The sequence below is a fragment of the Pseudomonas sp. TE21394 genome (genome assembly GCF_054057835.1).
In genome coordinates, this window is record NZ_JBSRZR010000001.1 from 4,483,648 (window position 1) to 4,496,549 (window position 12,902).

10 protein-coding genes are annotated in these 12,902 nt (G+C 62.1%); 7 read left to right on the forward strand and 3 right to left on the reverse strand.

Annotated features, from left to right (window positions below; genetic code table 11):
- Nucleotides 1–32: 32 nt before the first annotated feature.
- Complete coding sequence (gene treS, locus ACVWZT_RS20655; protein WP_457471084.1) at nucleotides 33–2,099, reverse strand: maltose alpha-D-glucosyltransferase; 2,067 nt, start codon at nucleotides 2,097–2,099, stop codon at nucleotides 33–35.
- Nucleotides 2,100–2,323: 224 nt separating this feature from the next.
- On the opposite strand from treS, the gene icmH reads away from it, so the two are divergent.
- The 7 genes from icmH to ACVWZT_RS20690 all read left to right on the forward strand — a co-directional run bounded on the left by icmH (nucleotide 2,324) and on the right by ACVWZT_RS20690 (nucleotide 10,506).
- Nucleotides 2,324–3,190, forward strand: coding sequence for a type IVB secretion system protein IcmH/DotU (icmH, locus tag ACVWZT_RS20660; protein WP_457471086.1), 867 nt, complete (start codon nucleotides 2,324–2,326; stop codon nucleotides 3,188–3,190).
- A 15-nt stretch (nucleotides 3,191–3,205) separates the two neighbouring features.
- Nucleotides 3,206–5,284, forward strand: a complete 2,079-nt coding sequence (locus tag ACVWZT_RS20665) for a type VI secretion system Vgr family protein (RefSeq protein ID WP_457471088.1) — start codon at nucleotides 3,206–3,208, stop codon at nucleotides 5,282–5,284.
- Nucleotides 5,284–5,454, forward strand: coding sequence for a hypothetical protein (locus ACVWZT_RS20670; protein WP_457471089.1), 171 nt, complete (start codon nucleotides 5,284–5,286; stop codon nucleotides 5,452–5,454). The genes ACVWZT_RS20665 and ACVWZT_RS20670 overlap by 1 nt, the downstream gene beginning before the upstream one ends.
- 61 nt (nucleotides 5,455–5,515) lie before the next feature.
- Nucleotides 5,516–6,223 carry a hypothetical protein gene (locus ACVWZT_RS20675; RefSeq protein ID WP_457471091.1) on the forward strand — a complete coding sequence of 236 codons (708 nt, stop codon included), beginning with the start codon at nucleotides 5,516–5,518 and terminating at the stop codon, nucleotides 6,221–6,223.
- A complete protein-coding gene (locus tag ACVWZT_RS20680; protein WP_457471093.1) occupies nucleotides 6,220–9,447 on the forward strand; it encodes a T6SS effector BTH_I2691 family protein in 3,228 nt (1,075 codons plus the stop codon). The genes ACVWZT_RS20675 and ACVWZT_RS20680 overlap by 4 nt, the downstream gene beginning before the upstream one ends.
- A 13-nt stretch (nucleotides 9,448–9,460) precedes the next feature.
- The gene (locus ACVWZT_RS20685; RefSeq protein WP_457471095.1) at nucleotides 9,461–10,252 is read left to right on the forward strand and encodes a DUF6708 domain-containing protein; all 792 of its coding nucleotides are present in this window, start codon (nucleotides 9,461–9,463) and stop codon (nucleotides 10,250–10,252) included.
- Nucleotides 10,249–10,506, forward strand: a complete 258-nt coding sequence (locus ACVWZT_RS20690) for a PAAR domain-containing protein (protein WP_296234852.1) — start codon at nucleotides 10,249–10,251, stop codon at nucleotides 10,504–10,506. Before ACVWZT_RS20685 ends, ACVWZT_RS20690 begins: the two co-directional genes overlap by 4 nt.
- A 72-nt stretch (nucleotides 10,507–10,578) precedes the next feature.
- Here the strand turns inward: ACVWZT_RS20690 and ACVWZT_RS20695 are convergent, their stop codons facing one another.
- Nucleotides 10,579–11,427: a TIGR03915 family putative DNA repair protein gene (locus ACVWZT_RS20695; RefSeq protein WP_457471097.1), complete on the reverse strand. Its 849-nt coding sequence runs from the start codon at nucleotides 11,425–11,427 to the stop codon at nucleotides 10,579–10,581.
- A complete protein-coding gene (locus ACVWZT_RS20700) occupies nucleotides 11,418–12,638 on the reverse strand; it encodes a putative DNA modification/repair radical SAM protein (RefSeq protein ID WP_457471099.1) in 1,221 nt (406 codons plus the stop codon). Before ACVWZT_RS20700 ends, ACVWZT_RS20695 begins: the two co-directional genes overlap by 10 nt.
- Nucleotides 12,639–12,902: the final 264 nt, after the last annotated feature.

Sequence of the window (12,902 nt, forward strand, 5' to 3'; positions counted from 1 at the left end):
GGCGCGGCAAATGCAAGCCTGGCCAGGCTGGTTCAGACATGCCCGCTGCTATTGACGATACGCAGGCACAGCGCCTCGTACGGGTCCAGGTTGAGCATCAGCCGCCCGTCCTCGGTCAGGTCCCCCTCGACCGTCTCATTGATCATGTCCACCACCGGCCCCGGGGTGAACCCGGTCAACTGCAATTCCTCGGCTATCGCTTCCTGGCCAAAGTTCAGCGCAGTGATCTGGATGCCGCGCCCGGCCGGCAACTCATGCACCATCACCAGCAACCCGGGGCTGTTGACGTCGGATACCAGCAACTGGCGGCTGCTGGCTATACCATAGGCCTGGCGCACCGCCAGTAGCTTTTTCACCTTGCAGGCGAACGAATCGCCGTTTTCCAGCTGGCTGTCCAGGCTGCCATACAGCGCCCGCGCCCGCGGCAGGCCACGCACCGAGGTTTCGGCCTGGGGGGTGAGCCCGGCCAGGTCGTAACCGCCCCGGTGAATCCAGCGGGTATCGCCATCCGTCATCCGCTCTGCCACCGCTTCGGCGGGCAAGGGCAGGGCGCCCACCAAGTCCCAGCCGGACAGTGCCACCACGCCCGGCTGCATGGCGTTGTACATGACCAGCAACAGGTGCACCTTCTGGATCAGCTCGACCTCTGCCGGGCCGATCTGCCCAAGGTCGCGGATGCCCAGTGCCGCGGCGATCAGGCTGACTGTGGTGCAGGCGATGCCATTGGTGACGAAGCGCAGGTTGTAGGGTGCATGTTCGCCGGACAGCCGCTCGTAGATTTCTTCGCGGATGTGCTCACGGAGGATGCCGCCGGGCAGGGTCTGGCCCTTGTACAGGTACATGTCATGGGCGTGCAGGGTCCAGAAGTGAACCAGCTCCACGGTCAGCTCGTCGTGGTTCTGCAGGGCATGGATCAGCGAGGCCGGGTCGATGCCGAAGGCATGCATCTCTTTCAGCATCAGGCGCAGGAACTCGGTGTCGCCGGTCAGCAGAGCATGCTGGTAGGCGGGCCGGGTGACAAAGTCATAGGACAGGTCGGCACCGCCCTTGGACATCTGCGCGATGTCGTCGAGCGTCAGGTTCAGTTCCTGGAAACTGAAGCCGCCAGCCTTGCGGATCATGCCGCCGATCAGCTGGTTGCCGACCAGCGACAGCGGGTGGCTTTCCGACCAGGCTGTGCCGCTGGCGCGCGTTTCTACGCCGAGGAAGCCGTTGGCATCCAGGCGCAGGCCGCGCGCGCCCAGGCAGTCCAGGGCGTGCAGGGCATCGCCAATGATCATCTGTTGCGCGGCGAAGGTCGGGTCCAGCCAGTTCAGTGACGGCTGGCCTTCCTTGAAGTAGTGCAGGTATACCCAGCGCCGGGTCTTGCCGTCCACCCCGGTCACCGGCGGCGTGGCGCTCCAGTCGGTTTCCTTCACGCCGGGCTCGAAGAAGATCACCCGTTGCAACTGGCCGACGATGTAGTGCCGAGCCTTGAGTTCATCACACTGTGCCGGCAGCAGGTTGACCGCATCGCGTCCGGCGGGGACGTCCGGCAGCAACGGCCAGTCCTCCTCGCGGATCTCGACCATGTGGTACAGCCCCGGGTAGGGCCCGTGGGCCAGCTCGGCGAGGCGGAAGTCGGCGCCTTTGCCGGTGTGCGAGGGGATCAGGTCGTCGATGGTCACCGCATTGTGTGCGGCGGCCATGCGGCTCATCTGGATCAGCTCCTGCTCGCTGCCGTACTGCGGGTCGATGTCGAAGCTGATGCGGTCGAAGTTGCCGTCCACGCTGGGCGTAAGTTCGCGGCCACGAAGGCCGCCGGACAGTTTGATCGGGCCGGTGTGCAGGCCCTGGACGCCGATCTCCGACAGGCGTTTCCACAGCGCTTCGTGGGCCAGGGCGCCGAGTACCGAACAGCCCTCGGGGGCGATGATGGCGTCAGGGTAGACCGTCAGCCAGACCGAGGCGATCTCGATGGCCCGGCGCGGCTGGGCTTCGGCGTAAGGCTGCTGCCACAGGCGCGACTGGCCTGAGTACAGATGGGTACGCTGCTGGGCTGCCTGAAGCATGGCGCGCTCTTCGAGCCATTTGACATAGGACGGGTCGGGCTGGGTCATTGCGCTTCCTCATTGCGTTCACCGGCTCAGGTTATGACGGCTTTGCAGGCGGAACGTTTCACTTGGATGCATTGGTTGCAGGCGATGCGTTTGGGGCTGTTTCCAGACCCGGCACAGGCCAGTCGAAATGTCCTACAACGGCTTGGGAAGGCCCCGACTTCTCCCAGAATGGCTTCCCCGATAGCGTTCATGCCTTCAGTCTGCTGGAAGACAAGGACCTTCTCATGCCCCGGCCACGCTTCAACCCACCTGAAGAAATCGGGGGCGCCAAGGCTGCTCACGACGTCATGGAAAACAGCCTGAACACCATGCTCGAGGCGCCGCAGGAAGCTCAGTCGCCCTACCTGGCTGCGGCGGCAGAGCTGGCAGGTTACCCGGCCGACCCTGAGTTCCAGCTACGCGGCGGCCTCGACAACCTGATGCTCGACGCGGCAAACCCGTTGTTCGGCCTGGTCATTCGCCTGCGCACCCTGGATGACCTGCCAAACATCGAATACGTGCACAAGACCCTGCAAACGCAGATCAGCGCCATCCGCGAGGAAATCCAGCAGCACGGCTATCCCGCTGCGCATCTCGAAGCGTACTCCTACGCGCTGTGCCTGTACCTGGACGAGGCGGTAATGAGCCGCCCCTGGGGCTGCAATTCGTGCTGGAGCCAGGAACCGTTATTGAGTGTGTTCCACCACGAAACCCACGGTGGCGAAAAGGTCTTCGTGCTGCTGGAGCGAATGATGCAGTCGCCTGCGGAGTTCCAGGATGTGCTGGAGTTCCTGTACTTCTGTTTCTGCCTGGGCCTGAAGGGCAAGTACGCGCTCGATCCCAAGGGCGATGAAATCATCAATGCGCTGATTTCACGCATGCACAAGGTTCTTCGCGAACTGCGTGGTCCCACCCCCGCAAGCATTTGCGACCCCTACACCAACGTTGTCGATCGTCCCTATCGCCGGCGGCGCCGGACCTGGCCCTGGTGGAGCCCGCTGGTGGTGTCTGCCGTCGCCATGGTGTGCGCCTACTGCTACTACAGCTACCGCCTGAGCCTGATCACCGGCGAGGTCCTGGAATCGCTCGACAGCATCATTCTGCAGCCGTAGCCAGGGGTAACCTGCATGCCTAGCCAATCCGAGTTGCGCTTTACCTTTCAGCCGCTGGCGAGCCGGCTTGAGTTCGAAGTGGTTTCGTTCGAACTCGACGAAGCGCTCAGCTCACCGTTCCAGCTGAGCCTGGAGCTGATCAGTTTCGACAGCGACGTCGACTTCGGCGCGGTGCTCGACAAACCGGCACTGTTCACCCTGTGGCGCGGCAAACGCCCGCTACGCTATGTGCACGGCCTGGTCAGCCGCTTCAGCCAGGGTGAGACAGGCCATTTCCGCACCCGTTACCGCGCGCTGGTCGAACCCGTGCTGGCGCGGGCCGGGCTGCGTTCGAACTGGCGCATCTTCCAGCAGAAGAGCGTGCCGCAGATTCTCGAACTGATGCTCCAGCGCCAGGGCATCAGCCGCTTCGAAATCAACAGTACCAGCGCACATCAGGTGCGAGAGTTCTGCGTACAGGCCGGTGAAACCGACCTCGACTTCATGGCCCGCCTGGCCGCCGAGGAGGGTTTCGTCTACCGCTTCGAACACACGCCGAAATATCACCAGCTGGTCATCAGCGATCGGCTGCTGGCGCTGGGTCAGCTCAGTCGTGGTGCCATCAAATGCGAAGACGATGACGAAGGCTTCCATGAAGAGGACGACGTCGGTCCCGACCGGGTGCTGTACCGCGCCAACAGCGGTGGTGATCAGGCCCGACCCTGCCTGTGGAGCCTGCGTTACAGCGAGCAGGTGCGTACCGCAAAGCAGGTGCAACGGGACTACACCTTCACCAACCCGCAGTACCGCCAGGAACATCGCGCGAGCGACAGCAGCATCACCCATCAGTCGCTGGACTATGAGCGTTTCGACTATCCAGGCCGCTACAAGCGCGATGCGGTCGGTGTCCCCTTCACCGCCACCCGCCTCACGGCCCTGCGCCATGACGCCCGCCTCGCCGAGGTGGAGGGTGACGATGTGCGCCTGCAACCGGGGTTGAGCTTCACCCTGGTCGAACATCCTCGCGAGGACCTCAATGTGCATTGGCGCACTATCCGCGTGCACCACGAGGGCATCCAGTTCACCAGCCTGCAGGAAGAGGCTGCTGGCAGTGAGCAAGGCACGCGCTACCAGCAGGCAGCGGTGCTGGTGCCGGGAAGAGGCGAATGGCGCCCGGCGCCGTTGGCCAAACCACGTATCGACGGCCCGCACATGGCCACCGTGGTCGGCCCGCCGGGTGAAGAGATCTATTGCGACGAATGGGGGCGGGTCAAGGTCAGCTTCCCTTGGGACCGCGAGAGCCGGGACAACGAATTCAGCTCCTGCTGGGTGCGCGTGTCGCAGGGCTGGGCGGGCGGCAGTTGGGGCTCGATGGCCATCCCGCGCATCGGCCAGGACGTGATCATCCAGTACGTCAACGCCGACCCCGACCAGCCACTGATCATCGGGCGTACCTACTGCGGCGACCAATTGCCGCCCTATGACTTGCCGCAGCACAAGACGCGCATGACCATCAAGAGCCAGACCCACAAGGGCAACGGCTTCAACGAGCTGCGTTTCGAGGATGAACTGGGCAAGGAGGAGGTGTTCATCCACGCCCAGCGGGACCAGAACAATGTCGTTGGCAATGATGAGACCACGCGTGTCGGGCGCAACCGTGTCGAGCAGGTAGGGCATGACGAGCAATCCAGCATCGGCAATGACTTGCGCGAAGAAGTCGGGCGCGACCATACCCGCTTGGTCGGGCAGACCTGCCGCCTGGATATCAGGCAGGACCTGGTCGAGAAGGTCGGCAACAACCGGAGCGGATCAACGGGAGGCAATCAGCAGGTGTCTGTCGGTAATGACAGCGAGCTTGTCGTCAAAGGTATGCAAAAGGTCACTGTCGGGCAGGGTATGGAGCACCACACGACGATCTACCAGGTGCGGGCCAGCGAACGCATCGAATTCAGAACCGCGGGTGGCAGCATTCTGCTGGATGAGCGAGGCATCACCATCAATGGGCTGGCACTCGACCTGCAGGGGCGAACCACGGCGCTCGCCAAGGGCACAGGCGACGCCCAGTCACTGTTGCTGACGCCGAACCCCAGCGACAAGTGTGAGGGCCAGCTCTGATGGGCTTCGAAGGCCTGGCCAACCTCATTGAAAAACAGTACGAACCCCATTTGCATTGCCATGTGCTGATCGACCCGCTTGCGCTTCCTGACAATGGCGACCACGCCTTGCTTGCGCAGCTGCGCAGCTGCGCAGCTGCGCAGCGCTTTGGGCGAGCCTGCACTGATTAACGTGCCAAGGGCCGATCTAGCCCATGCGCCCCATTTGTATCCCGTACTGGTTTGTCTGGCTATGCCTGGAGCCGCGCCCAGTCGCTCATTGCTGGAACAGACAGCGCGGGCGGCGCAGCAAGGTTTGTATCAGCGTCGGCGCTACCTGTGCGGTTGGCTCTTCAGTGAGGCGCCATCGGTCACGATTGCTTCGCACCTAGCGGCCTTGTGCCGGGTACCCGATGGCAAAGGGGCGTTCAGTTTCTATCCAGTCTACGAACCGGTTCGCCTGGAACTGCTCGCAGCGACCTACCAGCAGGTTGAGCAGGGCCCGTGGTGGCCGGTCAGCAAATGGTTGTTCCTCAGCAGTGGAGGGCGGCTGGTAAACCTGAAAGGGCTGGGTCAGCAGCGTCATCCTCTGCCAGAGCCTGCCCAGCGGATCCAGGACGATGCGGCGTTGGTGGAATGCGTTTTGGGCATCTGGAGAGCGTTGCGGGCTGGGGCGAGCGAGGCCTACCCATGTTCGATTCCGCCGTTTGCCGCCGTGCGTGCATCGAACCACATCGATGATGCGCGGGCGCTGGGGTTGAGCGAAGCGGAGGACATCGCGGTTTTTGCCCTCCACCAACTGTGTATTCATCCTCGGTTGCACAACGTTGCTGCGGTTCGCGAACTGATCAGCTCATTCGTTGGGCAACAACGCCCCCTTGCGCCTGCATTGGCCCGTTACTCCGAGGAGCAATGGCGCCGCCTGACCGAATCCCTGCCGACATCCGAGAGTCGTTCATGACCATCAGTCAACGCATCGCCATCGCGGCGGCCGAAGCCGGCCTGCCGCACGACCAGTGCATGTCCTGCGAGCGCCAGGGCCTGCCGATCCTGCCGCTGCGCCGCGCGCTGGTGCCAGACACCCGCCCCGAGTGTGTCGTCACCGTGGCGGATAACCTGCATATCTCGACCAGGATCGGCTTGCGCACCTTGCGCATGGGCTACCTGTACGTGCTGCTCGACCAGCAGGTCTGGCACGCCTATGCCGTCAGCTCGCAGGGCCATCTGCGCCGCTTCAACCCGTACGAGCCACCGTATGGCCCGCCAGCCCCTTTGCCGGAAAGGTGCGTGCATGAAGACCACGACATTCCCTCGGCCTTTCTCAACCTCGACACCGACCGATACAGCAGTGCCTGGCTGGCCTTTTCCAGCGACGCCTGGCCGGTCAGTGTGCTGAACGCCTACAAGCGGGGCCAGGCACCGGCGCAACGCTTCGCAGGGCTGGACCTGACCCAGGCGCGCAACCATCCCGAGCTGCTGGGCATCGCCATGACGCCCGACAACTTGCAGGTCGACAAGCAGGTGTTCGAGTACGCACAGCAGGCGTGCTCACCGTTCGACAGCGCCCATGGCTTCCATAGCCGCTGGCTGCGCCGGTTCGCCTTGCGTGGCTACCTGATCAATGCGATGAACCGCCACCAACTGGAAAACGGCGTGCTGGCCGTGGTGCTCGACGACACCGTCGGGCTGATCCAGGAGTACAACCAGCAACGCCTGAACTGGGTCGTGAAGCGCCAGGCCTGGCGCGAAGAGCCGATGCGCGTCTATCAGCTGCAAACCTCGCAGATCCTGCAGATCATCCGTGCCACCAAGCGGGAGCGGGCCGCGCAGGAAGTGCCGTCGCTGGAGCCGCTGAGCGGTGATGGCCCGCCGGTGTTCACCGACCCGGCAGTCGCGCGACAACAGTTGGTCGAGCGCAAGCAGCAGGAGAGTGACGAGCGGCTTGAACAGCGCTATCACGAACCGCAACGGGCCGCGTTCCAGGCTGAATACGACCAGCAGGAACGTGAGTTTCAGCGTTACATCGACCAGGACGCGCAAGCGTACGTTGCCTTGTTCGATACGCCGATGTTCAAGGTGGTCGAGGCGTACGACTACGACGGTAAAGACCGTGAGTCCGGGGTGGCCTACACCAAGACCATGGCCCTGTGTCTGGGTGGCGGCGTTACAGAAGCGGTCGTCACCAGCCTTGAACCGCATGTTCCCGCTTCCGGCACCAGCGAACTGCTTTGGTTGAAATGGCTGCAGGAGCCGAACAGCCCGCCCTATCGCTCCTTGCTGATGCGCGACCAGGCACTGCTGGCCGGGCTGCTGCCCAGTTTCTCTGCCACAGAAGCGATCAACTGGAACGACAGCGACAAGCTCTACGGCATGTTGAGCAAGATCATTGCCAGCGACGACGCCGGCTTGCGCCTGCGCACGACCCTCAAGCAGGCCATCGCCGAAACGCAAAGCGCGCTCAATGCAGCCAGTCAGCGACTGGCGCCCTGCCTGTCGCCTGGCATCCAGAAAGCCGTGCGGCAACTGAACAGCGCCACGCAGTATCTCTACAACGGCGTACAGCTGATCGAGCTGGAAGTGAAGATGAAGCTGGGCGAGTACTACGCCCTGCAGAGCCAGCACCTACGCGAATTGCAGCACAAGGCCAATGCCTCCATTGCCGCGGCGCGGGACCGGATGCAACGCAACATCGACGATTTCGAGTTTGGCTCGATGAAGGCGATGCGCAAGGTGCGGCCGATCATCCAGCACGGGCTGATGAGCCTGGCCGTGCTCGACCCGCGCTTCACCCACACGATGATCAGCGTGACGGTGTGGGTCGAGGGCACGGCCGAGGAAGTGCATGGGCGGTTGTTCAAGGAAGCCAGCATAGGGGTGAACCAGGCGAGCAGCTTGGCGCAGCTTGCCCTGGTGGACATCTCGGTGGCGGCGGGGACGTTGGAAAGCGATGCGCGCAGGTTGTTGCAAGGGATGAAGATCACCTCGCAGCAGGCGGCGCGATTGGTAAGAACCGGTTTTTCCGGGTTGCGCGGGGTGGCTGGGAGCTGGGAAGTGCTGTTGGCGATAGGCGGGTTGTATCTGCAGCAGGACAGCCTGGGCAGGAATCAGGAAAAGGCGGAAGCGGAAATTGGGCCCAAGGCGCATGAGGCCAAGTTGGCGTTGCAAGGATCCTATCTGGGCGTGTTGGGTGGGCAGATTGAGCTGGTGGGGCTTATCCTGAGGGCAAGTGCCTATAGCGGTATGCCATGGGTTAACGGTGCTACTGCCACCGGCAAGACCTTGGTGAAGATCGGTGCTGTGGTAGGCGCTGTCGTCGGTTTTATTGAAGCAGCACAGGCAATCTCTGCTGCTAAACGCGCATCGGCAGCGGGAGATGGTGTAGCAGCCACGCAATATTGGTTGGCTGTGAGCTTTCACGGGGCCAGTGCCATTGCCTTCGCTGGAGCAGTATTGAAGTCCACTTTATTGGGACCTGTAGGCCTCGCTGTGATGCTGGCGCTGATTGCATATGCGCTAAGCAAAAGCGCTGAAGAAAATGAGTCATCTGCTCTGGAGCGGTGGGCTCGACGATGCTGTTTTGGAAAGGCAGATGAGACGCCAGTCATTCACTGGAATAGTCCGGAGTCTGCAGACATTGCATTTGCAGAGCTCAACGCCGCTACGCTGGGTGTACAGGCAGAATTCCACTTTGAATCGAAGTTAGCAAGCGACCCTGCCGCTCCACGGATAGGAGGACTGATCAGCCTTGAACGGGAACAAAAACTAAAATTTAAGATTGTGCTACCTCACTATAGAGATGGCGCATCAGCGTATCGCTGGTACCTAATAGTTCATCGCCGAGGTGATGGCCAATTCCCGGACTACACGGGAGGAGAGACGCTGATTGTCGATGAGCTTCATGCACATCGCTCAACTGGCGTTTCCACGTCGGTCAATTTCTCTAGTTTTTCTCCGCCGAGGCTACCCGACTACAATAGCGATTTCACTATTAACAAACAATACTTTCCTGTTTCGGGACTCAATGAGCTGCCTCAGCTGTCTATCTCTGGGGTTATAGAGCTCATCCCGACGATTGGAACGCACTCCATTGTCGCAGCAACATTGCTGGTGATGTATTGGCCGGATCGACAAATTGAAAGTGCGTATATTGAGCTAAGCCAACGGAGGGAAAATGAGGGCGCGTGAGCCAGGAGCAATAATGAAACGAGCGCTAGGCTGGAGCTACGATCTACCGAGCGTTAATGAAGTGCCCATATCCCGCCTGAGTTTAAGCAATGTCAATCCGCCGCCCAGTCATGCCAATGATGTGTACATAGAGTTGCCTAGATCCACTTTGCTTCTACGTGGCGTATTGGCGTTGCTTGGTATTCCGATGCTGCTATTCTTGTTTGGCATAGCGATACAGGTGTATTGGGGCCTCATTGATTACGCCCAGGCCTTCGATTGGATGATGATGATTATTTTGATACTCGGGCCTCTAATTTGCATATGGCTCGTCAGCGCATTTGTCAGGCTAGATTTAGAACTTCCGCGAGACGAGCCAATACGTTTTAATCGCTTACGCCGAAAAATCTATATATATCAGTTCAGATACCACTACCTGTACTTGCTCAGCCGCAAACACTGGGGCGTCAAACCAGTCGCTTACAACTGGGACGACGTAACCGCCGAAGTCTACAGAGTCTACGCCCCCGGTCACGGTGGGGTGACCGAAAACGTCATGCTGTCGGTCCGCAACCCCGAAACCGACGAAGTCATCGACCGCGTGCTCTTCAGCCACGACCTCTACCGAGGCGAAGCCTACTGGGCCATCGCCCGGCTGTTCATGCAGCAAGGCCCTGAAGCGCTGCCGAAGTTCGTCCACCCACCCCGTGACTGGAACGACGACGATGGCTTGAGCCACATGCACTGTCTGGCGCCAAAGGTTCATTGGCCAGAGGACATTGACCGTGAGTCCCGTACTGCCCCGTCTGAAGGAGAGATCCGTTGAAACCCGTGGTACTCGTAGGCCATCGGCATGTCTGCCCGCTACATGGCACCAACCAGGTAGAAAGCGGCAGTTCCGCGTACACCTTCAATGGCAGGCCGGTTGCCAGAGTAGGCGACCGCACCACGTGTGGCGCCGTAATAATCAGTGGTGCTGCGCACTTTCTGATTGAAGGTGCAGCTGTGGCGCGCAAGGGCGATCGAACCGATCATGGTGGTGTGCTGGAAGAGGGCGATACGGGCTGGATGCTGGATTGACGCTAACGGCTTGCCCCGGGCACCTGGAGTAACCCAAGCACCGTACCGCCTGCTTCGCGGGCGAGCTGGCTCTTACACCGACCGTGTTGGCTTGCTGATTTGTTTGCCAGCCTGCGCTGCCACTTCCAGCGCCTGGCCGTCGCGTTGCTTGCCCTGGCGCGCCAGACCTTCGAGTTGCGGTATCAGCATGCCCTCGGGCAAGTGTCGCCAGAACCTTCCCGGCATGTGCAGACGCAAGGCATCGGGGTTGAGGCGGGCGGGGTTGAAGGTATGGCGGTAATAGGTGCGCCATAGCTCGGCACCCGGGTCCTCGGCATTGCGTGCCCAGCCGCGCCAGGTATCGGGGCATTGCCGGTGGTAGTCGAACGCCTGGCCATCGAAGCGTATGCCATCGCGCGGGGTGGCGATCAACCAGCGCAGGCGCCCCAGGCGGTCGGCGAAGTGCGGGCTGGCGCTTTCGAGGATGTCATGGGCCGGCTCGTGGTAAGCCACAAGGTCTAGCTGCAGGTGGGTGGCCAAGGCGTCTGGCAACGGCACGAAACGTACAAAGGCGTGCAAGTGATGCGCCTCGCGGCTGACCTGCTTGATCCGCCGATGCAGTTCGCTGCCCAGCCGATCCCCCGCCAGCATTGCGGTGCGGTCGCCGTGGGCCACACGCCAGAGCACCTCGTACAGCAGGTTCCAGCGTTGCTCGCCACGGTAGCGTGCGGCCTGTTCCAACAGGTCGAGCAGGGCCGCCGGTACCTTGGCACGAAACGGGCCGGGGCCTTCAGGGAGCGCTGTCGGTATGGCCAGCAAGTCAGCCATCGGCCCCTGCGACCAGGTAACTTCCGCGGGATCAACACCATGCCCCAACAACACGCGCGCCTGCTCGCGCCAGGTCACGAACAGGTCATCGCAGTCCAGCGCAATCATCCCCACAACCCCATCTGCACCGGTGCCTGTGGCTCTCGCAAACGGGCCCGCAACAGGCCGCTGCGCAGCTCGGCCTGGGCCGGGCGGTAGTCGCTGGTGACAATGAACGGCCGCGCCTTGTCCAGCACGCAACGCAGCTGGATCAGGTCGTCATAGCGAATGCGCCGCTCGCGGCGCAGCGCCACCAGGCGCTGTACGCTGCGCAGGCCGATACCCGGAATGCGCGCCAGCAGCGCGGGTTCAGCGCGGTTCACATCCAGCGGAAACACCTCTCGGTTGGCCAGCGCCCAGGCCAGCTTGGGGTCGATGTCCAAGGCCAGGTTATCGCCTTGGCCGAGCAGTTCCCTGGCCTGGTAGCCATAACCCCGCAACAGGAAGTCGGCCTGGTACAGGCGGTGTTCACGCAGCAGCGGCGGTGCCGCCAAGGGCACGCTGCCCGGGCTGTCGGGGATCGGGCTGAAGGCGGAGTAGTACACGCGCTTGAGGCCATAGCCCTGGTACAGCGACTCGGCATTGCGCAGCAGAGTGCTGTCGTCGGTATTGTCGGCACCGACGATCACCTGGGTGCTCTGCCCGGCAGGGGTGAAGCGCGGGGCCTTGGGTTCGTTGGCCACGGCTTGCTGGCCCTGGTGGATGACGCCCATCGCCTGGCGAATGGTGTGGGCCTGCTTTTCCGGCGCCAGGCGCTTCAGGCTGGCTTCGGTGGGCAGTTCGATGTTGACACTGAGGCGGTCGGCCAGGCGACCGGCTTGTTCGATCAACAGCGGGTCGGCATCGGGGATGGTCTTGAGGTGGATGTAGCCGCGGAAGTGATGTTCCTCGCGCAACAGCCGAGCCACGCGGATCAACTGCTCCATGGTGTAGTCGGCCGAGCGGATGATGCCGGAGCTGAGGAACAGCCCGCTGATGCAATTGCGCCGGTAGAAATCCAGGGTCAGGCGCACCACTTCCTCAGGTGTGAAACGGGCGCGGGGCACGTTGCTGGAGCGGCGGTTCACACAGTACTGGCAGTCGTACAGGCAGAAATTGGTCAGCAGCACCTTGAGCAGCGACACGCAACGGCCGTCGGGGGTGTAGCTGTGGCAGATGCCCATGCCGTTGGTGGCACCCAGGCCATCACCCCCCCGCGAATTGCGCTTGGGCGCGCCGCTGCTAGCGCAGGAAGCGTCGTATTTGGCGGCGTCGGCGAGGATGCCGAGTTTGGCGATGAGTTGCATGGTGTCATACCGTATACTGATTATTCATACAGTATTTTGAGAAGGCGCCGATTGCAAGTGCATTTGAAGTTCATGCAACTCATCGTGTCCTGTGGCACGTGTTCGAACGGCCAACTGAACCCGGCGCAGAAGGTGTGGGCGCTGAATGCTCCTGCAAGCGCCGCCGCATTCCGGGGGCGGCGCAACGCTGGCGGGTTACCGGCAGGGCCCGTCCAGGCGAAGTGACAGACATGCCTGGGCGCTGCCGCTCGGCACTAGGGGCTG

What these genes read in the sequence shown, in the direction of transcription:
- treS (WP_457471084.1), bottom strand. Translation starts at nt 2,099, where the DNA reads ATGACCCAGCCCGACCCGTCCTATGTCAAATGGCTCGAAGAGCGCGCC.
- icmH (WP_457471086.1), top strand. Translation starts at nt 2,324, where the DNA reads ATGCCCCGGCCACGCTTCAACCCACCTGAAGAAATCGGGGGCGCCAAG.
- ACVWZT_RS20665 (WP_457471088.1), top strand. Translation starts at nt 3,206, where the DNA reads ATGCCTAGCCAATCCGAGTTGCGCTTTACCTTTCAGCCGCTGGCGAGC.
- ACVWZT_RS20670 (WP_457471089.1), top strand. Translation starts at nt 5,284, where the DNA reads ATGGGCTTCGAAGGCCTGGCCAACCTCATTGAAAAACAGTACGAACCC.
- ACVWZT_RS20675 (WP_457471091.1), top strand. Translation starts at nt 5,516, where the DNA reads ATGCCTGGAGCCGCGCCCAGTCGCTCATTGCTGGAACAGACAGCGCGG.
- ACVWZT_RS20680 (WP_457471093.1), top strand. Translation starts at nt 6,220, where the DNA reads ATGACCATCAGTCAACGCATCGCCATCGCGGCGGCCGAAGCCGGCCTG.
- ACVWZT_RS20685 (WP_457471095.1), top strand. Translation starts at nt 9,461, where the DNA reads ATGAAACGAGCGCTAGGCTGGAGCTACGATCTACCGAGCGTTAATGAA.
- ACVWZT_RS20700 (WP_457471099.1), bottom strand. Translation starts at nt 12,638, where the DNA reads ATGCAACTCATCGCCAAACTCGGCATCCTCGCCGACGCCGCCAAATAC.